The sequence below is a fragment of the Cognatiyoonia sp. IB215182 genome, from assembly GCF_033963905.1.
Classification (GTDB): domain Bacteria; phylum Pseudomonadota; class Alphaproteobacteria; order Rhodobacterales; family Rhodobacteraceae; genus Yoonia.
In genome coordinates this window covers 681,309-704,161 of sequence record NZ_JAXBMB010000001.1, presented here as the reverse complement: position 1 = coordinate 704,161, position 22,853 = coordinate 681,309, and the positions used below count along the sequence as shown (strand labels likewise).

22 protein-coding genes and 1 pseudogene are annotated in these 22,853 nt (G+C 55.2%); 18 read left to right on the top strand and 5 right to left on the bottom strand.

The genetic code is table 11. The features are described from left to right. The first annotated feature begins 731 nt into the window (after positions 1–731). From SLH47_RS03580 to gvpA, 15 genes and pseudogenes are all read left to right on the top strand, one after another. The gene (locus tag SLH47_RS03580) at positions 732–1,685 is read left to right on the top strand and encodes an AAA family ATPase (RefSeq protein ID WP_320237965.1); all 954 of its coding nucleotides are present in this window, start codon (positions 732–734) and stop codon (positions 1,683–1,685) included. Then, complete coding sequence (locus SLH47_RS03575; protein ID WP_320237964.1) at positions 1,682–1,906, top strand: hypothetical protein; 225 nt, start codon at positions 1,682–1,684, stop codon at positions 1,904–1,906. Before SLH47_RS03580 ends, SLH47_RS03575 begins: the two co-directional genes overlap by 4 nt. Before the next feature lie 21 nt (positions 1,907–1,927). Next, a complete protein-coding gene (gene gvpO, locus SLH47_RS03570; RefSeq protein WP_320237963.1) occupies positions 1,928–2,236 on the top strand; it encodes a gas vesicle protein GvpO in 309 nt (102 codons plus the stop codon). Beyond that, a pseudogene (gene gvpJ, locus SLH47_RS26370) lies at positions 2,236–2,397 on the top strand (gas vesicle protein GvpJ); the annotation flags it as partial. The gene gvpO and the pseudogene gvpJ, both read left to right, overlap by 1 nt. A gap of 155 nt (positions 2,398–2,552) precedes the next feature. Beyond that, positions 2,553–3,092: an Hsp20/alpha crystallin family protein gene (locus tag SLH47_RS03560; protein ID WP_320237961.1), complete on the top strand. Its 540-nt coding sequence runs from the start codon at positions 2,553–2,555 to the stop codon at positions 3,090–3,092. Then, on the top strand, positions 3,089–3,859 hold the full coding sequence (locus tag SLH47_RS03555) for a GvpL/GvpF family gas vesicle protein (protein WP_320237960.1): 771 nt from the start codon (positions 3,089–3,091) through the stop codon (positions 3,857–3,859). Before SLH47_RS03560 ends, SLH47_RS03555 begins: the two co-directional genes overlap by 4 nt. Further along, entirely contained in the window at positions 3,859–4,089 is a 231-nt protein-coding gene (locus tag SLH47_RS03550; RefSeq protein WP_320237959.1) for a gas vesicle protein GvpG, read from the top strand. The genes SLH47_RS03555 and SLH47_RS03550 overlap by 1 nt, the downstream gene beginning before the upstream one ends. Beyond that, a complete protein-coding gene (locus tag SLH47_RS03545) occupies positions 4,086–6,161 on the top strand; it encodes an AAA family ATPase (RefSeq protein ID WP_320237958.1) in 2,076 nt (691 codons plus the stop codon). Before SLH47_RS03550 ends, SLH47_RS03545 begins: the two co-directional genes overlap by 4 nt. 16 nt (positions 6,162–6,177) lie before the next feature. Continuing rightward, the gene (locus tag SLH47_RS03540; RefSeq protein WP_320237957.1) at positions 6,178–7,113 is read left to right on the top strand and encodes a GvpL/GvpF family gas vesicle protein; all 936 of its coding nucleotides are present in this window, start codon (positions 6,178–6,180) and stop codon (positions 7,111–7,113) included. Then, positions 7,034–7,825, top strand: coding sequence for a GvpL/GvpF family gas vesicle protein (locus SLH47_RS03535; protein WP_320237956.1), 792 nt, complete (start codon positions 7,034–7,036; stop codon positions 7,823–7,825). The genes SLH47_RS03540 and SLH47_RS03535 overlap by 80 nt, the downstream gene beginning before the upstream one ends. Continuing rightward, positions 7,815–8,027, top strand: a complete 213-nt coding sequence (locus SLH47_RS03530) for a gas vesicle protein (protein ID WP_320237955.1) — start codon at positions 7,815–7,817, stop codon at positions 8,025–8,027. Before SLH47_RS03535 ends, SLH47_RS03530 begins: the two co-directional genes overlap by 11 nt. A 101-nt stretch (positions 8,028–8,128) precedes the next feature. Beyond that, positions 8,129–8,629 carry a GvpL/GvpF family gas vesicle protein gene (locus SLH47_RS03525; RefSeq protein ID WP_320237954.1) on the top strand — a complete coding sequence of 167 codons (501 nt, stop codon included), beginning with the start codon at positions 8,129–8,131 and terminating at the stop codon, positions 8,627–8,629. Beyond that, complete coding sequence (locus SLH47_RS03520; RefSeq protein ID WP_320237953.1) at positions 8,626–8,955, top strand: gas vesicle protein K; 330 nt, start codon at positions 8,626–8,628, stop codon at positions 8,953–8,955. Before SLH47_RS03525 ends, SLH47_RS03520 begins: the two co-directional genes overlap by 4 nt. A 390-nt stretch (positions 8,956–9,345) precedes the next feature. Continuing rightward, on the top strand, positions 9,346–10,908 hold the full coding sequence (locus SLH47_RS03515; protein ID WP_320237952.1) for a hypothetical protein: 1,563 nt from the start codon (positions 9,346–9,348) through the stop codon (positions 10,906–10,908). Between the two features lie 113 nt (positions 10,909–11,021). Then, on the top strand, positions 11,022–11,234 hold the full coding sequence (gene gvpA / locus SLH47_RS03510) for a gas vesicle structural protein GvpA (protein ID WP_100366348.1): 213 nt from the start codon (positions 11,022–11,024) through the stop codon (positions 11,232–11,234). 8 nt (positions 11,235–11,242) lie between these two features. Here the strand turns inward: gvpA and SLH47_RS03505 are convergent, their stop codons facing one another. Then, positions 11,243–12,832 carry an aromatic amino acid ammonia-lyase gene (locus SLH47_RS03505; protein WP_320237951.1) on the bottom strand — a complete coding sequence of 530 codons (1,590 nt, stop codon included), beginning with the start codon at positions 12,830–12,832 and terminating at the stop codon, positions 11,243–11,245. Positions 12,833–12,989: 157 nt separating this feature from the next. On the opposite strand from SLH47_RS03505, the gene SLH47_RS03500 reads away from it, so the two are divergent. From SLH47_RS03500 to SLH47_RS03490, 3 genes are all read left to right on the top strand, one after another. Next, complete coding sequence (locus SLH47_RS03500; protein ID WP_320237950.1) at positions 12,990–15,806, top strand: PAS domain-containing methyl-accepting chemotaxis protein; 2,817 nt, start codon at positions 12,990–12,992, stop codon at positions 15,804–15,806. A 10-nt stretch (positions 15,807–15,816) separates the two neighbouring features. Further along, positions 15,817–17,250 (top strand): chemotaxis protein CheW, encoded by a 1,434-nt coding sequence (locus tag SLH47_RS03495; protein ID WP_320237949.1) that lies wholly within the window; start codon positions 15,817–15,819, stop codon positions 17,248–17,250. 812 nt (positions 17,251–18,062) lie between these two features. Next, positions 18,063–19,742, top strand: a complete 1,680-nt coding sequence (locus SLH47_RS03490; RefSeq protein WP_320237948.1) for an alpha/beta fold hydrolase — start codon at positions 18,063–18,065, stop codon at positions 19,740–19,742. Positions 19,743–19,750: 8 nt separating this feature from the next. Here SLH47_RS03490 and SLH47_RS03485 read toward each other — a convergent pair whose 3' ends face one another. The 4 genes from SLH47_RS03485 to SLH47_RS03470 all read right to left on the bottom strand — a co-directional run bounded on the left by SLH47_RS03485 (position 19,751) and on the right by SLH47_RS03470 (position 22,752). Beyond that, the gene (locus tag SLH47_RS03485; RefSeq protein WP_320237947.1) at positions 19,751–20,062 is read right to left on the bottom strand and encodes an RNA polymerase sigma factor; all 312 of its coding nucleotides are present in this window, start codon (positions 20,060–20,062) and stop codon (positions 19,751–19,753) included. 306 nt (positions 20,063–20,368) lie between these two features. After that, positions 20,369–20,599, bottom strand: coding sequence for a hypothetical protein (locus tag SLH47_RS03480; protein WP_320237946.1), 231 nt, complete (start codon positions 20,597–20,599; stop codon positions 20,369–20,371). A gap of 352 nt (positions 20,600–20,951) precedes the next feature. Beyond that, positions 20,952–22,040: a Gfo/Idh/MocA family oxidoreductase gene (locus SLH47_RS03475; protein WP_320237986.1), complete on the bottom strand. Its 1,089-nt coding sequence runs from the start codon at positions 22,038–22,040 to the stop codon at positions 20,952–20,954. 4 nt (positions 22,041–22,044) lie between these two features. Beyond that, positions 22,045–22,752: a GntR family transcriptional regulator gene (locus SLH47_RS03470; protein WP_320237945.1), complete on the bottom strand. Its 708-nt coding sequence runs from the start codon at positions 22,750–22,752 to the stop codon at positions 22,045–22,047. Positions 22,753–22,853 lie beyond the last annotated feature (101 nt).

Sequence of the window (22,853 nt, the reverse complement as noted above, 5' to 3'; positions counted from 1 at the left end):
TTTCATAGTCCATCCTTTGCTCGGACGGATCACTAACACTTCAATGGCCTGATTTCAGGGAGCAACGTAAATCAGCCGAAACGATGGACGCCCAATGACCTGAGACCCGACTGTCCTCCAGCTTTGGAGGTGTTGCTTTCTCGATCTCATGCGGCCGCGGTTGCCGGTCTCGATTGCATCGCAGGTTCGAGCGGCCAGAGATTACCGCGGGATGCGCGCCGCGGCAGAAGACGTTCAACTGCGCGTAAGGTGCGATGGCCCCGGACAGCCTCCGGACAACATGCAATAACGCCAACTCTGCCGCCGCGCCCGCAGCACCTACCGTCAGGCCCAGAACAATCTTGAGCAGTGCAAGGTGAGGGCCGTAAGATTACAGTTGCCTGAAGCCGTTTCAATGACGCGATCCATTCTGGGGTAAGGCCGGTGAGACAGGTGAGGAAGACTGGAGGACCGCTGGCAAGCCGGCCGCATCGCCCTCGCCGCAGCCGTCATCTATTGGCTATAAGTCCTGACACCAAGCATCGGAGCTCAAGAAAATACCTGATAGGTGCGTTCCAGCTTTGGCTGCAGGCGATATTGCAGTTCATTAGAACCGTATTGCGGCGAAAGAGGGCGCGGCTTCGTTTCGCGTGAAACTGGCGCGTTTTTCGGAATCTCTTAATGAAAATTTCACCCTAATGGCGGAGCTTGAATCGAAGTAACTACCCGCATCTTTAAACATCGGATCAACATTGGCTGAGCATTTTCCATCTCTGCAAGGCGCGACGATCACTTCTTTGGTTGACAAAGGTGGACCGCCGCACAATCCGTGGCTGGGTCTTCAGAAGAAGCATCTATTCTTTGAGAATGATGATATTTCCGCTTTGCTCCAAAGGGCGCTTTTTTATTCCCGTGCGGGTGTTCCTATTCACTTTCAGGGAACGGCTGGACGCGGAAAGACTGCAGTTGCACTTGAGATTGCGACGCGCATGGGGAAACCAGTACAGGTGATGACTGGGAATGACTGGCTGGACGTTGAAGACCTGGTTGGCAAACAGGTTGGGCAGACGTCAAACTCGGTTGTAGACAAATATGTACAGCGAGTTCGGCGAAGCGAAGCAACAATCCGCTATGACTGGCAAAATTCAATCCTCGCCGAGGCAATGCTGCAAGGCCACACACTCATATATGATGAATTCACTCGCGCCAGCGCGCAAGCCAATGGAATTCTTCTCAGTGTGCTCGAGGAAGGTGTGCTTGTCGCTACTGATCCTGTGGCCAATGGCGACCACATTCAAGCACATCCTGATTTCAGGATCATTCTGACCTCAAATCCGGACGATTACTCGGGTGTTAATAAGATGCCGGATGCGCTGCTTGATCGAATGATCACATTTCAGATGCCTCGCTATTCACTTGAAACCGAAAGTGGTGTGGTCGCAACACGGACGGGCATCTCGTCCGACCTTAGTACCCGAATTGTCCGTCTGGTCAATCAACTGACAGGGCCTGAGCGTGTTTGCTCCATGCGAGCTTCCATCATGATCGCACAGATTGCCGCACTCCGCCTCAGATCGGCCACGTTGTCAGATGCGCTTTTGGCGCAAATAACTGCTGATGTGCTCACAGGACGTGGCATTGCGGTCAATACAGGACAGATTGCACGGTTTCTCGACCGTTCCAATGAGCAGGAGAAAGCAACATGAAAAGGCCCCGAACGCAGATGCCGCGTCGGCCGAAGGCGGCAAACGGCGCAATTGCGAGAACTTCGAAAGAGGCGGCGATCCATCTCGTTCGCTTAGAGTTTGACGCCGCGCGCCTCCAGATGGGCATCGATCAAGCACAAGACCGCGCTGACAACTACGCGCATGAACTCGCGCGCAATCAAGAGCAGCGTCAACGTCTTCTCGGTCTTCTGAGTGGGTGAAACTTCTGGAGGAAGTTGGGAATGAAACACGAGGCAAATGTCCAATTCAAAACCGCACAAAAAGAAGGTGATACACCCAATATGCTGGAAGCTATCGCAGCCGCAAAATCTGCCATCAATTCCATGACAGGTCAATCGGTTGATTCAGTCGTTGAATGCACCCGGCAAGAAGAGAACGGCTGGTCGGTGTCGATCGATGTTATCGAGAGTCATGCCAGACTGGGCGACAATGATCTTCTTGCAACCTATCAGGTCGAGATTGGTCCGAACGCAGAGCTGGCCGGTTTCAGCCGTCTGCGCCGCTATCACAGGGAGGATCGAGAGGGCTGATGGCGTACGAAATCCAGGGCCCTGCCCAGGGGGATGGGCTCGCTGACGTCTTGGAGCGCATACTGGATAAGGGTGTCGTCATAGCGGGCGATGTGTCTGTCTCACTGGTTGGGATCGAATTGCTGACAATACGCCTGCGCCTTTTGATCGCCACCGTGGATAAGGCCAAGGAAATGGGCATCAATTGGTGGGAAAATGATCCGCGACTGACTGCACAAGCGAGCACGCTTGAAGCACAAAACACGGCGCTTCTGGAGCGTATTGGTGCGTTGGAAGCCAAGCTGGCACTGCAAACAGAAGAAAGGCCGGAATTGACATGAATGGCTCCCGTAAAAAGGGTTTTCAACAGGCCGGAGTTAGCATCGATGACGGTCTGAACACGCTGTTTGCGACTCTGAGTGATGCTCTGACAACCATGCTCGACCGCATTGAAGAGGGCCAAACCGGCGCCGTGCAACGCGATCAGGTCTTTGAGACGCCCAAAGGACCGATCCGAGCGCATGCTGGGATCAGACTGCGGATGGGAGGAATGGATGCCAAGAGTGCATCCGAAGAGCCTCAACCGGTCAATCCGGACCGAGGATCTTCTGATCCAGAAAAGCCAAAGGTCAAATCAATTGTCTATGACGTTATAGACGACGAGGACGAGTGGGTTGTCACGGCCGACCTGCCTGGTGTCTCGACGGACGAGCTTCAGCTCGGCAAGAATGGCACGACACTGGCGATCTCTACGACCGGGACGCGTTCCTATGCAGGCCAGGTTGATATTGGCGGCCAGTTTTCTCTTTCAAGAGTTTCAAGCAGCATGCGCAACGGCATCCTAACATTGCGCGTAGGCAAGGATCGACAAACATGATTTATCTTTACGGCCTGGTCGAAGCCTCAAACGCTGCGCTGCCAATTTGCTTAGATGGAGTTAATGGACTTCAGGGCCCACTTCAACAGACACAAATCGGACCTTGGACGCTGATCTACTCCGACCATGATGATGAAGAGATCATGCCTCGACGTCGCCTTCTGTTGGCCCACACCAAGGTCCTTGAGACGATGCTAACAACTGGCACTGTTTTGCCAGCCCGTTTTGGCCTTGTCGCGCGCGACATGTCACAGATTGAGGGCTTGGTTCATTCTGTTCAGAACGAGATAGATGCGGAATTCAAGAAACTGAGCGGGGCGATTGAGCTTGGGGTCCGCGTTTCTTTCGAACGTCAGGCGGCGCTTGCAGCAACCCTTGATGCGCATCCGCGCTTGCGACAAGAGCGGGAAGCGCTTCAAAGGAAGGGGCCCCAAGCTCATTTTGAGATTGCGGCCTTTGGTGGCAAGCTTGCTGATGAAATGGATCGGCGTCGTGGCGCGGCCCAAAAGGCGCTTCTGACCGCGATACGACCGATGGCGCGCGACCACGTGCTTCGCAAACCTGAAGATGATATCGAGGTTTTGCGCGCAGAGTTCCTGGTCGATGCCGAGTTGCAGCACAGCTTTGAGCAGTCGCTCGCCGACGCGGCTTCTGCGTTGGATTTTGCCCCTGGGGAGGAACCAAGGATAAGCGTCATCGGCCCCGTGCCCATGTATAACTTTGTAAATCTCAACCTCACCTTTGATGTCGATCAGGAAGCTGCGTAATGCGCATTCTCCGCGGCTTATTGACGTTGCCCATTGCAGGACCGATCAACAGCGGCATCTGGGTTGCACGGAAAATCCATGAGACTGCTGAAGCCGAGTTAAACAACCCTGCCGCATTGCGCAAAGCATTGGTCAATCTCGAAGAACAATTGCTGGCAGGCGCCATTTCGGAGGCTGATTATGATCTTGCCGAGGCGGATATTCTGCTTCGTTTGAAGGCGATTCAATGAAGATTGCCCTAGCATTGAAGCAAGGACGATCCGTGCATCAAACCCCTGCAATTCTAAGCATGCCCATGGATCGCATGCGCGTGCTGAATGTGCAGCCCGGCGACATTGTTGCCGTTAAAGGAATGCGGACAACACATGTCAGGGCCAGGCCGCTGCCCGCCGGAAACGATTGGCTTGAAGCAGGTGCAGAACTTCCCCGCAATATCGGTTGCGATTGGGGTGATGAGGTTGAATGCTTGCCGGCGCAATTGCCCGTCCTGCAAACAGTGGTGGTCAAGATCCGAAACGATGTGGGATGCACAAGTGCCGACCTTGCTGAGTGCCTCTATGACCTGCCGCTGACAGAAGGTGACAGGCTGACGGTAAAACTGCCAATGGGTCGCGTGGCACAGATCGAGATTGCGGCGCTTGATCCGGCCCCAGCGGGGCTGTTCCGAGAAACAACCAGCTTATCTTTGGCCGAAAACCCGGAAGCAACACATCCCTACGAAGATATTGGTGGCCTTGATGAGCAGATTGCACGTGTGCATGAGATGGTGGCCGTACCCTTGTTGCGCCCGGAACTCTTTGACCGGTTGGGCGTCGCGGCGCCCCGCGGCGTGCTTTTTACAGGCCCACCGGGATCCGGCAAGACATTGCTTGCGCGCAGCATCGCCGCAAAAACATCAGCCGCCTTCTTTCAAATCAGCGGCCCCGAAGTCGTCTCAAAGCACTACGGCGAGAGCGAAGCGGCCCTGCGTAAGGTTTTTCAAGCCGCAGAAAAAGAGGCGCCCGCGATTGTTTTCATCGATGAAATTGATGCGATTGCACCCAAACGCGAAGCTTTGTCGAGTGAAAAGCAGGTGGAACGAAGGGTTGTCGCACAGCTTCTAACACTGATGGACGGGCTTGCAGAACGCGGTCGTGTCATCCTGATGGCGGCAACAAATCTGCCGGATAGTCTTGACCCCGCCTTGCGACGGCCCGGCCGTTTTGATCGCGAAATCATGTTCGCACCGCCATCTGCGGATCAGCGCCAGGAAATCCTGCGCATCCATCTGCGCACGGCTCCGTTAGCTGAGAATGTCGATTTGGCAAGCATAGCCAATGAAAGCCACGGCTATGTTGGTGCCGACCTTGCCGCCCTTGCTCGGGAAGCGTCCCTAGCAGCACTTGACCGTGCTGTCCGTGAGGCTGGCAGCGAAGATCGCGTCAAAGTGGATGACCTTTTCATTACGCAAGCAGACCTAACGCACGGTTTGAAAGCAACGAGCCCCAGTATCTTGCGCGAGACGATTGTCGAAAGCCCGACGATAACCTTTGCGGATGTGGGCGGCCTTGAAACAGTCAAGGCAGCATTGACCGAAGCCGTGATCTGGCCACAACATCACAAAGCAACGTTTGCAAAACTGAATCTCAATCCGGTTTCAGGCGTGCTTATGTCGGGTCCACCTGGCAGCGGGAAAACGCTGATTGCACGCGCCCTCGCAACCGAAAGCGGCATGAACTTCATTCCCGTACGCCCGGGGCGGATCATGTCGCAGTTCCTTGGTGATGCCGAACGCGCACTCGCCGACATTTTCGCCAAGGCGCGCCAATCCGCACCGTGCATTGTTTTTTTTGATGAACTCGACGCGCTTGCGCCACGTCGCGCGGGAAAAGACCCTGTTCTCGACCGCGTTGTCGCGCAGTTGCTGACCGAGATGGACGGCTTATCACGCAATACAGATGTCGTTGTTCTGGCTGCGACGAACCGGGCCGCAGCCCTGGATCCAGCTCTGACCAGGCCCGGGCGGTTCGATAGCGTCATCCAAATCCCGCTACCGGATCGAACCGCCCGCTTAGCAATACTTGCCGTGCATACAACTGATTTGCCGTTATCAGAGCAGGTCGACCTTGACCGCATTGCTGCCAAGACTGATGGACGATCTGGCGCGACGCTCGCCGCATTAACTGGGGCGGCCGGGCGATCCGCGATGCGCAAGGCGCTTCATTCTGAAAGTGGTGATCCGGTAATCACACAAGCCGATTTTGACGAAGCGCTCGCTGCACTTGATCTCTCCGATCTCTCGCTCGGCCAAGATTTCATCTAGGAACGTGTTGAAACCTATGAAGAACTTTGAACTTTATGCTCTGACACCGGCAACGTCGAACTTACCCCGAATTGAGGGCCTGCAATACGTCTGCGGGCTGACCCACACTGCCATCATGTCCGCTGCGCCGCAGAAAGTGTTGACCTTGCCGCAAAGCCGAAAGCAGCTCTTGACTGCGGCAGCACAACGCCAGGCACGACTTGAAGCATGTATGGACCCCGGCCCTCTCATCGTCTGCCGTCCCCAATTCTTCATTTCGCATGAGGATGTCCAGGCACTGATCAGCGCCAATCGACCCTTGCTGGATCGATTGGTCGCACGCCTCACAGGAAAGGTACAATATCAGATTACCATCAGTTGGAACGAGGCAGCCGTTTTGACAAAGTTCCGCGATAGCGCGGAACTCAAACGATTATTCCGGAAACGCCACATCACCCCAAGCATGCTCGCGCGCGGTGTATCGACACTCCGCCAGCGACTTGTGAGCGAAATCGAGGCGCATCTTTCAGGTATTTCCGACCAGATGATCCACCTTCCTGCAATGCCCGACATGCTTTGCAATGCTGCGATTTTGCTTGAGCGCGCGCAGAATCCGCAGCTGGACAATGCCATAGAGGCCATTGACGCTATTTGGACCGAGGGTTTTCGGATCAAGCAGATTGGCCCGGCTCCCGCCGCATCGTTTGCATTACTCGATCCCAGCTTGGTTGATGCAGATGAAATTGAGGCTGCCATACGGCATCTCGGCCTGCAAAAGCCTTTGAGTGAAGAGGCGGTGACTCGCGCCAGGCAAGAAGCTTTGCGACAAGCTCCTCAACATGCCAACTACACAAAGCGTTGCGCCGAGATTGCAGCAGCAACTGCGCGACTTGATGCTGAGGCCCGTCTCTTTCTCTGCGATGTCACAGCTGAGGATCAGGCCAGGCTCACAAATCTGCAGCAGGTGGCATGACATGACATTGCTTCAAATGCATGGTTTGGTCCGCGGCGAGGCTGCACATAATCCTACCGCGCCCGAGCACCGACTTCTGCTTTGCGACAGCTTGGGGGCGCTTGTCACCGAGCTTTCCAAAGAATTCGATTTTGAAAACCCTGATGACTTGGCGGATTGGGCAACGCGGCATCACGGCATTCTGCTTGCGTATTGCGCTCAAGGCCCCGTCTTGCCCTTGGCCATCGGCTCTGTCTTTTCGAGTGAAGAAGCACTGAAGGCGAAGCTGATCGAGCGTCATGCCGAACATCTTCGTGTTCTCGACATGCTCTCCGGGATTGAAGAGTATACGGTGCAGCTATTTCCAAAAGACAGAATCGCCGCACCCAGCAAAGCACCCCTCACGGGCCGCAGATTCCTAAAAGCACGCCAGGTCAAGCGCGATCAAAGACGAGACCTCAAGACAAACCAAACCGCTTTCGCCTGTGACCTCTTGGCAGAGCTGCAAAACATGTCTCTGAGACCGAGCACGCCTGATGCCAAACCAGGGCGACTGCTTAATAAGACCATATTGATCCGGAAGGACACTGTATCGAAACTGCAGGAGTTGGCCGCCGTGTCAGATCAATTGGCGCGTGATTTGTCACTGGAACTAAAGATCACGGGCCCGTGGCCGCCTTATTCTTTCGATCCCTCGGAGACATACATGCAGGAGAGCTGCCGTGCCGGTTGAGATGCAATTGGCCAGTGCCACAGAGACGTTGGAATCAAGTGATAGCCGTCTGGTCGATCTGGTCGACGGGCTGCTCGATCATGGCGTCGCCATAAGAGGCGAACTCTGGCTGAGCGTCGCGGATGTCGATCTTGTTTTCTTGGGTCTCGACGTTGTGCTCGCAACGCCTGACCGCATGCGACCTGCTGGTGCCTTGCAATGATTGCCTTGGGGTGGACGACGGCAAATAAAGCTTTACCGGATGACGTGACCTATCATGGTGACGGCGAAATCCGCATATTGATGATGAAACAAAGCACCGATGTGGATGCGCGCAGCAAGCTTCAGGCGCAAGTGCGGTGTTTTGAGGCCGGGATTGATTTTGTGCCGATCGCGCCCTCACAGGAAATCTCACCGGTTGCGGCAGAGCAGCTTTTGGCAGAGTCCGATTTGCGTGATACCGTGATTGGCCTTCAGGAAAAGGCACAATTGACACTTGTCATTGACATGCCAGATCGACCCAAAGTCGAATCACCCAGCGGCCGCGCTTGGCTCTTAGAGCGGCAACTGCACCTGTCGAAAAAAGAGCAGATTGTCAGGCAGATATCGGAGTTCGCACAAGATCTCACACTAGAATTCACGCCGCTGCGCCAATCGAAGAATCGTATGCAATGCAATATGCTTGTCGCTCGTAGAAGAGCCCATGAGGTGATAAGGGCGATTGCGCTGGGTTTGCGTCATCTCCCGCATCTTGAAGAGGTAAAACTCGCAATTACAGGTCCTTGGCCGCCCTACGATTTCACGACATCAAAGCAGTTCGCATGATACAACCGATTGAAATCAATACGAAAGATATCAGCGAAGCTTTGACCGATCTAAGCGGATCAAATGGGCGTCTGGAAATTGACCCAGATACAGTTGAACAGGATCTGGCTCGGCTCGTGCTGGGGCTTGTCGCATTCTTACGTCAGTTGATGGAGTTGCAGGCCATTCGTCAGATGGAGAACGGCAACCTGACCGATCAACAGGAAGAGAAATTGGGCACAACGCTGATGCGGGCCGAGACCGCCATCTATGAAGTCGCCGCACAGTTTAACCTCGCACCTGAAGATCTATCACTCGACCTCGGTCCGCTCGGGAAAACGATCTGAGGAGCAGGTAACTTCCCGTCAATAACTTTGCGCTAACCAAGATAAGGAAGGGCCGGTGCTTTTGGGGGGCATGTCCCTTATGATGCGGATACAACAGGGCAGCACATGATGGGCAATTCGTTTCAGCCGCATATTCAGCGGCTCGCACAGGCGGGGCTCGTTACACATATCGTCAAAAACGCCGAAGCGGTCGATCCGTTATTTGCCCTTTCCAAAGTCCAGGACTTCCCGCAGGTGAGCTTTGCGGCTGTGTTTGAAGATGGCTCGGTCGTCTTTGGGTGCCATAACGAACTGCCACCAGAGATTGCGCCACTTGCGGAACCAATTGCACTATCAGAGTGTTCGCCCGAGGATGCGCTGAGCGAAAGAATTGATGCTCTGACGGCTGCGATGACGCTGCAAGCAACACAAACGCCGACTCCCGGTCAAACTGAAGACGTTACGGCGTTCCACGCGGCAATCGCGCAGCAAGCTGAAGCCAGCGCGACTATTCTGGAACGTCTTTCGGACTTCGAAACCAAGTTGTCCGCATATCAGGACAGGCTCGCAGCGAGTTTGCCGGACACCGCTGAGCAACTGTCGCAGATACGCGCGCATCTGCAAGATGATCAAAGCACAGCAGAATTGCTCGACGCAATTGCGGCCACGCAAAACGAAAAGTCGCGCGACGACGCCCCTGATTTGACCCTGATGCTCGCAAAGATTGCAGAAACTGTATCAGAATGTCTGAACGATAATCAACAATCTGGGGCGAGCGAGGGCTATCTGGCACAGCTCTCTGAATTGCTGACACAAATGCAGTCTGACCTTACTGGTACCTTGCGCGCCCTTCTTCCTGAAAATGATACGGAAGCGGCGGAGCCACTTACGCAAGCGGCATTTGCCGAGATGCTGACCGCCCTGCCAAATGCTGATGACCTCAATGAAAGACTCTCCGGGCTCTCGGCGCAAATTGTTGCTCTGCGCGAAAACGCGGATGCAACAAACTCTCACCAGGACAATCATCTTGCCGCCCAGCTAGATCAGCTGGCTAAACAAATCTCCGCTCTCGGAACGCGGCCAGATCCAACATTAGACCTGACCGATCAGCGGCAGATGCTGGCACGCTTCCAAACGGCCATGGGCCACGTTGTGGGCAGATTGGAAAACGAGGTCACCCGAATAGAGGCCATTGGAGGGGACGAAAGACAGAGTGAAACGGCTGCTACGCAACTCAGCAGCCTTGCGCAAGCGCTTACCGATCAGTTTGCACCCCTGACGACAATGCCCTCCCAGTTGACCGAAATTGCCACACAACTTCAAGGGCTTCCAGAGAGTCAAAACGAGATGTCGGCCGCGCTGAAGGTACTCAAGGATCGCCCAGCCCCCACAATCGATTTGACGGAACAGCGCAAGAGCCTTGCACAATTTGCCGGGGCAATTGGGACCGCAATTAAGCGGCTCGAAGCGGTGACCGAACGGATCGAAGCAAATGACGATGACCAAGACTTCAATGCCGCAATACAACGTATCGAAGACGTTGTTCTAAGCCAGGCAACTGAAAATATGAAACCTGATGAAGATCAGAGCCTAGCGCCGCTTCACGATGCGATTGGCTTGCTCCAAAGCGATATCTCAACGCTCTTGGATCGCCCTGCACCCGTTCCCGATATGAGCTTGCAACGTACCAGCCTCGCGCGTTTCACAACTGCCATGGGTACGATGCTTACTCGGTTGGAGAGGGTTGCAGACCAAATTGAAACATCGGAAACCGAGCCTCTGACCGCACCGGACGAGATTGATAATATCCCGGACAAGCCAACGAATGGCACCGAGATCAATCCGTTTGCGGATGCTAAAATCTCATTCGACAACCTGCGTCTGAGCTTTGCAGAGTTGATCGCGCAACAGATCATGGATGAAAAGCTCAGAGATGGCGCGCATCCACTGGTTGCTGGTCACCAGGATCCGTAAAGTTGTTCCTATCTTTGCAGCCAGATCAACACAATATTATGGTCTGCCCGGTAACCATCATGATGGCTTCTAACCCATGGGGCTGAAAGCGTTGTCAAATGATGGAGAAAACAATGGCAATCGAAAAAAACATTGCGTCGGCCTCAATCGCTGAAGTTGTCGATCGCATTCTGGACAAGGGAATTGTGATCGATGCATTCGTCCGGATCTCACTTGTCGGCATCGAACTTATTGCGATTGAAGTGCGCGCTGTCGTTTCATCTGTGGAAACATGGCTGAAATATGCAGAAGCCGTTGGCCTGACCGTCGACCCGGCCACAGCATAACTCTTCGATCAACCATTGGGCGGGGCGTTCTTGGTCATCGCATGTGCGATTGCCTCTATGTCCCCCCCAAGTGGCCGGTCTTCTGTAAGACGTGGACTTTGCTGTCGCACAAAGCCACGCAACGCATTTGCATGCACGGAAAAGGCCAATTCGGGTTCGTAGGAGCTGCGCAAATCAATGGCTTGCGCAACAGCGAGCCCAAGAATTGCATGAATCTGCACCAGCTTGTGCAGCTTGGACCGCACAGCACGCGCGCTGATCGTGCCCATGGAAACCACATCCTGGTTCGCACCATTGGTAGAAATGGATTGAATGCTGGCCGGTCCCACAGTCCGCATCTCAGCCAAAAGTGCTGTTGCTGTCACTTGCGCCCCCATCAGGCCCGAATTCAAACCGGGCGCGCCTTCATGCAAGAACGCAGGTAAACCGTTATTTAGCATCTCATCAGTGAGCCGGGCAATCTGACGCTCTGCGAGGCCTGCAAGAACGCAGATTGCGTTCGCAAGCGCATCCGACGCCAGTCCCACATGCTGCCCCATGAAGTTTCCCCCGTGCAGAACCAGAAAATCCGGATCCCCACCCGGCGGAAAAATTGGATTGTCCGTCACTGACGACAGCTCGGTCACGAGAACGGCATCATGCCAATCCAGCGTGTCCCAAACAGCGCCAATCACCTGAGGCGCGCAGCGAAGCGTATAGGCATCCTGACCGGCGCGCGCCTCTAATACATTGGCCTGTTGTTTCAGTTGACGGTCGGCCAAATGCCCGCGCTCGACCCGGTCACTGCCCACCAGGCGTGTCATCAATTCACGCGCCGCATCCGCCTGTCTTGCATGCGGCCGCAATTCCGCGAATGCTGGATGCCAGGCTTCAGACCGCACCATTTGGGTCTCTGCCATTGCAGCCGTCAGCGCAATTGACCAGCCTACCGCGCGCGTCGCCAGATCTGCGTTGAGCACCGCAAGCCCTGTCATGGCAGAGGTCCCATTCACCAATGCCAATCCGTCACGGCGGGCAAGATCAAATGGTTGGACACCGATTTGTGCAAGCCCGGACAAGCCCTCAAACCGATCGCCGGCGCGATTTCGAAACGCACCGCGTCCTTGGAAACAAAGCACCATATGCGCCAATGGTGTCAGATCACCAGACGCGCCAACGGTGCCCTGACTTGGCAAGCAAGGCGATAGGTCCGAATTCAAGAGCGTGACAAGGCCATTGATTACAGCTTCCGAGGCCCCAGACGCACCCTGCAATATCGACATCAGCCGCGCGAACACGACCGCCCGGCCGCCTTCCCAGTCAAGCTCTGGCCCGACGCCGCTGGCCAGGTGATACACAAGGTTTTGCTGCAGCGCGGCGCCGTCTTTTTTGTCGACCAGACGATTTGCCAAGGGGCCGAACCCAGTGGTTAAGCCATACACATGTCGATCTTCTGCGATTACCCGCTGAAGCCGCGCGTGCGACGCCGCGCATCGGACCAATGCTTGGGGATGCAATGCAATCTTGGTGGCACCGTCGATCACGAGCTTGGCATCGGGCAGAGATATCGTCCGATCCAGAACTACTTGCGCTTTTGGCGCACTTTCAGCACGACTCATCCTCGCCTCTTGTCAACTGTTTAGAAGGGGAACTAGACCTCGTAGGGTTAACGAATGCCTAATACGGGCATGGCAAAAATGATCGCTACAGGCACGTGATTGGCAAGAAATCCTTAAGCATAGGGGCGTAAGAACGCCCCTGTAACAAGGGATCGCCATGACTGAAGAACCGCTTAGCATTGAATCCGAAACGCCTGCTAACCTGCTCATCGACGTAATTGGGGACGTCGCAACCAGAGTTCTGGCTGCCGATATCGTGCTTCTGTTTGACCGTGAAACCGGCACTCTGGTCGCGGCAAATGATGCGGCACAAATGCAGCTGGGCCTTGATCTCGGCAACGCGATTCAGCCCACATTTTCTGAGATGGTTGGCTTCGAACTGGCGCAGCAACATTGGGATACAGTGATCGACGCGACCGACTGCCGTTGGTCAGGCACTATCGAGGGTGCACTTGGCCTGTCGGCTGCAGGCGAGGTACATGCCGCCCTATGCGGCAAGAACAGTGAAACGACGCATGTCTTGATGAGGGTCAGCGCAGCAAAGCCGGACACCCAGAGCGTCGATTCAAGCGCGCCAGATCCAGTTTTTTCCTGCATGGACGCCGCTGTGGGAACGATCCAGTTTGATCTCGATGGCAACATCCTTGCTCTGAACGACCGCGCGATGACCGCGATGGAGGATTACGGCGAAGAGCTGGTCGGGTCCAACCATGACAAAATCTGGCCCAAATCCGTTTGTGAGTCCGAGGAATACTTCGACTTCTGGGAAAAACTCCGTCAGGGACGAACAGTTGAAGGGCGGTACAAGCATATCACCGCGGTTGGAACCGAAGTTTGGTTTCACAGCATCTACTCCCCGATTGATGCAAATGGAGGGCAGCCAAGCAAGATCATGCAATGCTTGGTCGACGTCTCCGAAAGCACCTATGCATCTGAAAAAGCAATTGAGCAAAGCGACGGGCTTTGGCGCAGTCTGCCGATGTGCGAATTTGACAAGGACGGACATGTCTCGACAATGAACCACCTTATGGCCGAAATCCTCGGCTATGAAGTAGAAGAGGCAATCGGCAAACACGACCATGATTTCTGCGACAAGGGATTTGCGCGAGGTACGGTCTATACGAAGGCCTGGGAGGAATTGGCCGAAGGTAGGACGCAGCACTTGCGCATCAGACAGATCTCCAAAGATCGGGCGCTGGTCTGGTTGTCCACGACGCTCATACCGATCATGGATGCGTCGGGTCAGTTAGTGAAAGTGATCAAGGTCGCTGAAAACATAACTGATGAATACGAAGACTACATCGACTGCAGCACGCTGCTCGCCGCTTCCGAGGACACGATCGGGCGCGCGGAATTTGATGGCTCGGGCGCGCTTTTGCGTGGCAACAAGACTTTCCGAAAACTCTTCAAACTTGAGGCCGAAGACCTCGAAAACAAGCGACTGATCGATTTCTTCTCCGGCGCGATGGCGGCGGAGCACAAGTACCGTGGCTTCTGGGATCGTCTGCACGAAGGCAAGGCGATCAATAAGACCGATGAGATGCAAACCAGCGAAGGTGAAACCATCTACATCAAATCCAATTACGTCCCGCTCTTCACGCCGAATGGGAGTTTCTGGAAAATGGCAATGTTCTTTGTCGATGTCACGGCGAGCACGCTCCGCGAAATGAAGCTGGATGAACGGATGCGCGCCATCAACTTAACGCAGATGATGGTTGAGTATGCGCCTGATGGAACTGTTATTGATCTAAATGACAAATTCGCGGCGTCATTTGGTCTGACCGAACACGAAGTTAAAGGGCAGAAGCTCAACACACTTTACGCAAGAGACACCAAGGAGAGTGAAGGTCACCGCAAGATGTGGGAACGCGTGACCAGCGGCGAGAGCCAGACCGGCGATTTCAGACACAGGGATAACAACGGTAAAGACATTTGGCTGCACGGTGCCTACAGTCCCATCCTTGATCCAAAACAGACAGTGTCGAGCATCATCTTCTTTGGCAGCGACATCACGGATGACAAGCTCGCGCGACTTGCCACGCATTACAAACTCGACGCCCTCAATGCACTTCAGTCGGTGGTCGAGTACGACACTGCGGGAAATGTTTTGCGGGCCAACGACATCTTTCTGAAGACATTTGGGTACTCTCTGCGCGAAATTGTTGGGCAACATCATTCGATGTTCTGTTCACCCGATTATGTGCAAACCGAAGAATACCGCACACTTTGGTTCAACCTAAGCAAAGGAGAAGGGCATACCGGCCGAGTGCGTCGCGTGGCGCGGTTCAATCGCGACGTCCATCTTCTGGCGAACTACCATCCCGTTCGTGACATCGACGGTGAGGTGACAAAGGTCATCAAATCGGCGGTCGAAATCTCCCCCCTGATTAGTCTGGAAAAGGCCGCAAGTGATAGCGGAACGAAGATCGCGTCGATGATCACAGATGGGTGCCACGTCACTGACAAGATAAAACGCCAGGCCGAGGACCTCTCAAAGGCGACCGTGTCGTCGCGAGAAATCACTGCGCAAAATAAGTCTCATATCGAAACAACCCTCGAAAAGCTGACACATGTATCCTCTGAGGTGTCTGAATTGGCGGAAATTGTAGAGGTTGTTGGAGAAATCGCCGTTCAAACCAACCTCCTGGCATTCAATGCCGCAATTGAAGCAGCACGGGCCGGCGAACATGGGATCGGGTTCTCAATCGTTGCTGACGAGGTGCGGAAACTAGCCGAACGAAACGGAGAAGCCGCGCGCGGGATCAGCCGCCATGTCGAACAGGCCATCAACCACATAAATGCCGGTACGGAAAACGCAAACGTGGTTTTGGAAGACCTGAACGGCCAGACGCAAACATTGACTGACAGCGCCGAGATCATCTCGACAATCCTAGTTGATAGCGAACATCAGACCACGCAGATGAAAGCCGCGGCAGAAGTTGCCAAAGGCCTACAAAACGTGACGACCGACTAGGTCAATCAGGATGTCGGGCACTGCACAGACCTCAGGGGTTCAATTCGGCGTCATTCAGATCGGCGAGGCTCTGATCGCAATCCCGATTCAACACCTATCAGAAGTATTGCACGTCCAGAAGCAAGAGCCGTTGGCCCAAAGTGGCGCTTTTCTGCGTGGCGGAATCGCCCTTCGCGGACAAATTGTTCCTGTCCTGGACTTACAAGCGTTGGCAGGTCTGCCTGAACCTGATGCTGGAACAAAGCTGGGCGTGATCGTTGAATACCAGGCTCGTCAGATCGCGCTCTTCGCTGACCGCATCATCGGCATCGCGAACATTGCAACAGACGATATCCACAAAATGTCAAGAACGGCGGGGGACAAGGCGTCGCTCTTTACCACGCTCTTCGCCTATGATGAATCGTTCGCTTCTGTCCTGGATGTGTCGGCAACGTTCGATACGCCAGACATCTTCACAGCGAAACGTCCCGACATCTCAAAAAAGAACATGCTGCGTACTCAAGTCCCAATGCTCACATTTGAAGCAGGAACAGCCCGCTTTTCTGTCCCGGCGGTCGAAGTTTACGCTGCGATCCCACGCCAAAGCGTCGAAAGCACCGCGATAACGATGGGGCCGGTTTTGGGTGAGATCACTTATCACGGGCGTCGCATCCCGGTCGTTTGCGCGTCGCGCATTCTCGGATTGGGTGATGGAGAGCCGCAATCTCGTCCCGAAATCGTCGCCTTGCGTTTCCCGGACGATCTGGTTTTGGGGTTCGCCGTCGACGCGATCCACGAAATCGGCACATTCTCGGGCATCAGAGAAACAACCATCCCGCTTTGGCAATCGGGGCGCAGCTTTGTCGACCGGGTCATGATCCGTGACGACGAGTTACAGATCTATGTTGTCGATCTCGAAAAGCTAAACCAGGCCGATGATCTTCTGACGATCGCAAAACTCTCCAAAATCGAAGACGACCCGAAGATACAGCCCAAACCTGAAACCACGAACGAGCGGAACGTCAGCCAAGAGAGGCAGCGTTATCTTGTGGTCGATGCGGATGCACGCCTCGCCATCCCGCTTTCGCAGGTGAACCGTATCGTGGAGCCGCCGGACCGTGTGACCCCCGCGACCGTTTCGTCTCTTGGATTTCGGGGTTACTTCTCGCGCTTCAACGAAAGCATCGCACTCTATGATCTGGCCACCTGCCGAGGTGGCAAATCAGGCACTGAAGCTGGTGGAAAGGTTCTGCTCACTGGGCAGACCGGACATCAAGTCGGATTTCGTGTTGAAAATGTCGTCAGTATCGAAATGTCTGAATGGTGTGAAAAACCGGCACATCCCAATCGGCGCGGCTCAACGACACTGGTTCAGTTGGGCGATGGGGAACAGACAAAGGTGCTCCCGGCTTTCAATCTGAACGAGGCCATTGATGAAAAGTTGGCCACAGCAATTCAAATCTGAAAGAATGGTTCGTGGTCTCAAGATTTAGCCTGCAGCACAGTCAAGAACTACAATGCAATCGGCGCCCATCTACCCATTGAGCGCGTCCATGTGCACTTCTAGACCCAAGTATTTCGCGAATTGCGCATGCGAACGTCGGCCGAAGGCGACCAAGCTGAATTTGGTTCAAAGCGCACTCCAAGTGCAAGAAGTGTGAGTTTGTAGCAGTCTGCTGACATAACAGGCGCCTCTTACGGCAAGCCAGACATTACAAAAGAAACGGCGAAGATGACATGGTTAGACGGGCAATGATCCAACACGAGATCCCGTTCCGCAAGAGCAATCCTGACGGTCTTTCAAACGCACACAGCTTACGCAACTCTCGCCACTGACGGGCTATCCGGCCAGAGCCGGCCCGCCAGCACTATCATTGCGTGGATGACTGCGTAAATCCAAGAACCTGTGCGTAAACTGGCGATGAAAGGCAAGTATATCCGGTGATATGCACCGTTTGGGCACGTCCGGACCATACTTCAGGCGCTACCAACAGCTTCGCTCTCGCGCAAAGCTGCTTCATTTAGCGGCAAATCAGCAAGAAATACCCGATGAGCACGCTACCGTGGGCCGCCGAATTGTTATTTCGCGACCCGCAGAATAAACACACGTTCCTGTACGTAAGCTTGGCAGAAACATGCAAGCGAAGTTGACCGGACGCGCTGCACCTGCGCTGCAGACCTCCTGCCCACGTCCCGAACAACCATCAAGGCTGCACGACCAATACTGACGACGCTCGAGCAATCGCCGCCAATACGTCGAGAACCGGAGAACGAAGAATGTCAAAACGTGATTGCCTTGCAGCGAGCCAGATTTCTACAGACCACAGTGCCCTGCCCGGTCCCGCCAAGTCGCTCAAAATCAATGTTTTCGGCGAACTACAAGTTGTCCGAGAGGGTGCCGCGCAGCAATTGCCGCCTTCACGCAAGGCGCGCGCGCTTCTTGCATATCTGGCCATGACCGGTCGCCCTGTGCGCCGCGAGCGTTTGTGCGAGATGTTGTGGAGCATTCCGGACGATCCGCGCGCATCATTGCGTTGGGCGCTCAGCCGCATTCGGAAGGTCGTCGACACGCCTGAAAGTGCACGTATCCAAGCCGACCGCGAACGGGTTTCGATCGATCTGAGTGATGTCGAGGTTGATTTTGTCGTTGCGCGGGGCCTGCTATTCGACAACAGGCAGACGATCTCGGCAAGTGAGTTGAGCAAGATTGCCAACACGCTGGCCGAGCCCATCCTCGACGGGCTTGACGACGCGGGACATCAGGAGTTTGAAACCTGGCTCATGGGTGAACGTGAGGACGCGCGCCTGATGCAGGTCAATGCCTTGCGCCGCTTGGCCACCCATGCGGACCTCGCGCCATCTGACAGGATCAAATGGTCTTACAAATGGCTAGATCTGATGCCGTTTGAGGTACAGGCCGCCACCAGCCTCATCGCCGATTTTCGCGCAACGGGCCGCTTTGAGGAGGCTGCAAGCGTCGAGCGCCGGTTTCGGCGCGAAACAAAACATGCGCCCAAAGACCTGATTGCCGACTTCAAACAAATGCCCGCCACACCGCAGCCCGCAAATATCGAAAAAGCGCCGCGCGACAGCAGCCGCCGCTGGCGCCTGCGGAGCCAAACAATTGGTTTCTGCAAGGCGCATGATGACGTGAATATTGCCTATGCCGAGGTTGGCGAAGGCCGCCCGCTGATCAAAGCCGCAAACTGGCTCAATCACCTTGAACTAGACTGGGGCAGCCCGATCTGGGGGCAGACCTTTCTCGCCTGCGCCCATGAGCGGCGCTTTATTCGCTATGACAGTCGCGGCAACGGATTATCGGACTGGAATGTCAAAGATATCAGTATGGAATCCTTTGTCGCCGATCTCGAAGCGGTTGTGGAAGCCTCTGGCGTTGATCGGTTCCCGCTATTGGGGATCTCACAAGGCTGTGCGGTCTCCATCGAATATGCGGCACGGCATCCCGAGCGCGTCTCGGGTTTGGTCCTGATTTCGGGTTACGCGGCAGGCTGGCGGATCGGCGCGACACCGGAAGAGAAGGAACGCCGCGAGGCCGTCATGACGCTGACGCGCCACGGTTGGGGCACACCAAACCCCGCTTACCGACAAATCTTTTCCCAAACATTCATGCCCGACGCAAAACCCGAAGAGCTTCATTGGTTCAATGAGTTCCAGCGGCAGACAACGTCACCAGAAAACGCCGTCCGCTTTCTTGATGCGTTCGGTGATATCGATGTCCGCCACCGTCTATCGCAGATCAAATGCCCGACGATTGTTTTTCACTCGCGTGACGATCAGCGGATCAGCATAAACCAAGCCCGTGAATTGGCCGCCGGCATTCCTGGCGCGGAGTTTGTTCCATTGCACAGCCGCAATCACATCCTGCTCGAGTCAGAACCTGCCTGGCAAACCTGCCTCGACAAGGCCATCGCCTTCTTCCGGAAGCATGACATGTAGGTTGAGAACTATGGCGACGGCGCGTTCAAATCCCTCATTGCACCTTTGCGCAATTGCGCCGCCAGCGTCTTGCGCGCCTGGTGAAGCCGGAGCATCAACGTATTGAGTGGCAGATCGAGAACCTTGGCCGCGTCCGCGTAGCTGAACCTTTCGGATGACACCAACAGCAGCGCTGCGGCCATTTCTGCGGGCAGACCGCCAACCTTGTCGTCAGAATCCGTTATGATAGCTGATGACGTTTGGGGCTCGCCAGATCTCGATCCCTGACGAATGTGACCTGCCTCAGCCTCCTGCCAGCATGCATGTAAGATGCGAAGCATATGGCGATAACACGTCGGCGCCCGGTCCGCATCACTCCGCGATACAAGTATCCGAGAACATGCGTCCTGCACGAGGGTTTCGTGCCCGCCGCTTCTGCCTGTGAGACACTGCGCAAACCGACATAATCGCGGCAACAGACGGATCAGTTTGTCCTTGGTGGCATTGTTAGTCTTAGCCAAGCTTTTTCTCTCTCTTGTTCTTTTGTTAGGGGCTTGGGGGAATGGTGCAGGCCAGGTGCGGCGACCGTTTGCCGGAGTGAGGGCTCGGTTGTCTTGCGATCTAAGGGATGAAGACATGCATTGATGTCACCTGACGTGTCCCGTAACACCCGGCAAAGCGCTGTTGTTGACCCGCCGACCACCAACAATCAGATATTGGCGATCCGCGTATTGCACAATTGGCCCCAGCTCTCGCATCGCGGCAAGTTGGACATGCGGTTGGTTCTGTAATGAACCCAAATCGACTAAAGGCGGTTCTGCATGACTAGCCACATTCATTTTGTTCACCAAAAAGCTCCAGGAAATCTGATAGTCCAAGGCAATTTGCCGGCTGTGATACTCAAGGAATGTCAGAGCGCGACAGCGCCAAGCCCTTCTTCCAAAGCAGCGTGGTTGCCAGCGTGGTAGTGAATGTGGAAATTCAGCGAAAAAACGTGTTTTTTGACCGAAAGCACCTAAAATTGCCACGCCCTGAGCGTGATATTTCGCCGTTTATCCTGGAAAGCAGACCCAAGAGAACGAGTCGTTGCGCTTGTCTCAAAACCGTCGTGCTCTAAGCATCAAGCCGCGTTACCGCAGCCCGACACCCGGGCGCCACCGCTTGTGACTGAAATGCGAGTGACTGCTGGCGCCTGCCATGCATGCAAGTATTCGCATGAGCCAGTTCAGGTCAAAGCAAGACGGCCTGCCCTGTCCGCGCGCTTTCCTGCGCCGCATGCCCGATCTCAATCGCCTTTGCCCCGTCTGCCAATGTGACCTCGACCTCGCCCTCACCGCGCACAACAGCATTGAAGCGCTGATGCTGATAAAACGTCGATCCGTTGTGGTCCCCTGCCTCCAGCAGTTTTGGATCAACCGGTATCTCGGACACATATGGGCCTTTCGGAGCCCGCGGGCTAATGATCATTTGCGGCACGGGCGGGTCGCCCAACAGCTTGGGCCAGAACCGCCCGGGCCCTGGGACGAGCGCCTCGATCTTACCCTTGGGGCCGACTACGCTGATCTCTTCCTGCCACTTCGATCCTTCGGCGAACATGCACAATTCCAGCATGGCGCGCGCGCCCTTCGCGAAATCAAGGATAGCATAACCATTATCCCAGATATCGGGCACCTCGCCATCATAGCGCTCATCGATATGGTTCAGCGACTGACCGGCACTGGCCATAACGCGAACAGGCTCATCATCAAGGATCAGCCGCATCAGATCGAAGAAATGGCAGCATTTTTCGACAAGTGTGCCGCCTGACTTGGCGTTGAACCTGTTCCAATCGCCGATCTTCGGCAGAAAAGGAAAGCGGTGTTCCCGAATGGACAACATCTTGATCCCGCCCGTGGCCTGCTCGGCCTGATTGATCAATGCCGCAATGGGGGGCATGTAACGATATTCCATCGCCACCCAAACGGGATGCGCGTAATCTGCGAACAAATCCTCGATCACCGGAGCATCCGCCGGTTCGGTATAAAGCGGCTTTTCACATAAGATCGGCATGGGGCGGGTTGCAACGATCTGCTGTAGTTGCGGCACATGCAGGTAGTTCGGGCTGACGATGACAACTGCGTCAAGCTGCGGGAACGCAAGCAATTCCTCAAGTGACCGAGCAACATGGGCGTCATTTGCTAAGGTTGCGGCGGCTTCTGCCAGTTCTTCGACCGGGTCAAAAACAACCGATACCCGCCCCTGCGGCAAGAGATTGATATTCTGGATATGTTCGCGGCCCATCATGCCGCAGCCGATGAGGCCGTAATTCACCGTTTGCACGTCGTTAACCTTTTCCCATGCGAGAGATGTATGCAGCACGCCCGGCATCAAACCAGGTACGCGAAAACTCGGCCGGTTCCTTGGCTGCGGTCCGGCTGACCCGCGCGATATAGCCTGCAGTTTGCCCCGCCTTGAGGTGAAACGCCGCTGGCGCCCAATCGGGGACCACATCGACGCCGATCTGATCTTCGACAGAGGCAATCACCAGCCCCAACTCGTGGCGATAAAAGTGGTACAGCGATTCTGAAAGGTCACCCATCAAGATGACGTCGCGTTGCGCCCCGTCCAGCCAGATCTCTTCCAGCGCCACCAGCACCCCATCGAGTGACCGCAGCCGCCGGATCCGGTGCCCTTCCGGGTGCCCACCCAAGCGCGCAAAGTCGTCAGGCTTGGGCAAGCGATCCACCGACAAAACCTCTGCCGTGGGCAATCCGCCACCTTTCAGGAGTTCCAGCCGGAAAAACGCATAGACGGAGTCAACCGCCGGTCGGTGCCGCACATAATTGCCCGACCCCTGCACCCGGTCCAAAAGCCCCTTGGCCTCCACATCCGCCAGCGCCTTGCGCAAGGTCCCCACGGCCACGCCCAGATCATCCGCCATATCGCGCTCCGGCGGCAGCCGCGCACCATCGGCAAGATGGCCGGCGGCAATCTCACGGATCAGCATTTCGCTCAATTGAATGAATTTCGGCAGGGCCGAGGTCTTTGCCATGGCAACCCCTCCCCTGGTTACCGGTCGAATTGATACACTATTGTTGCACACAAACTTGCATGCTACGCAAGAGGCCAAACATATCTCGGGGAGGAGAATCG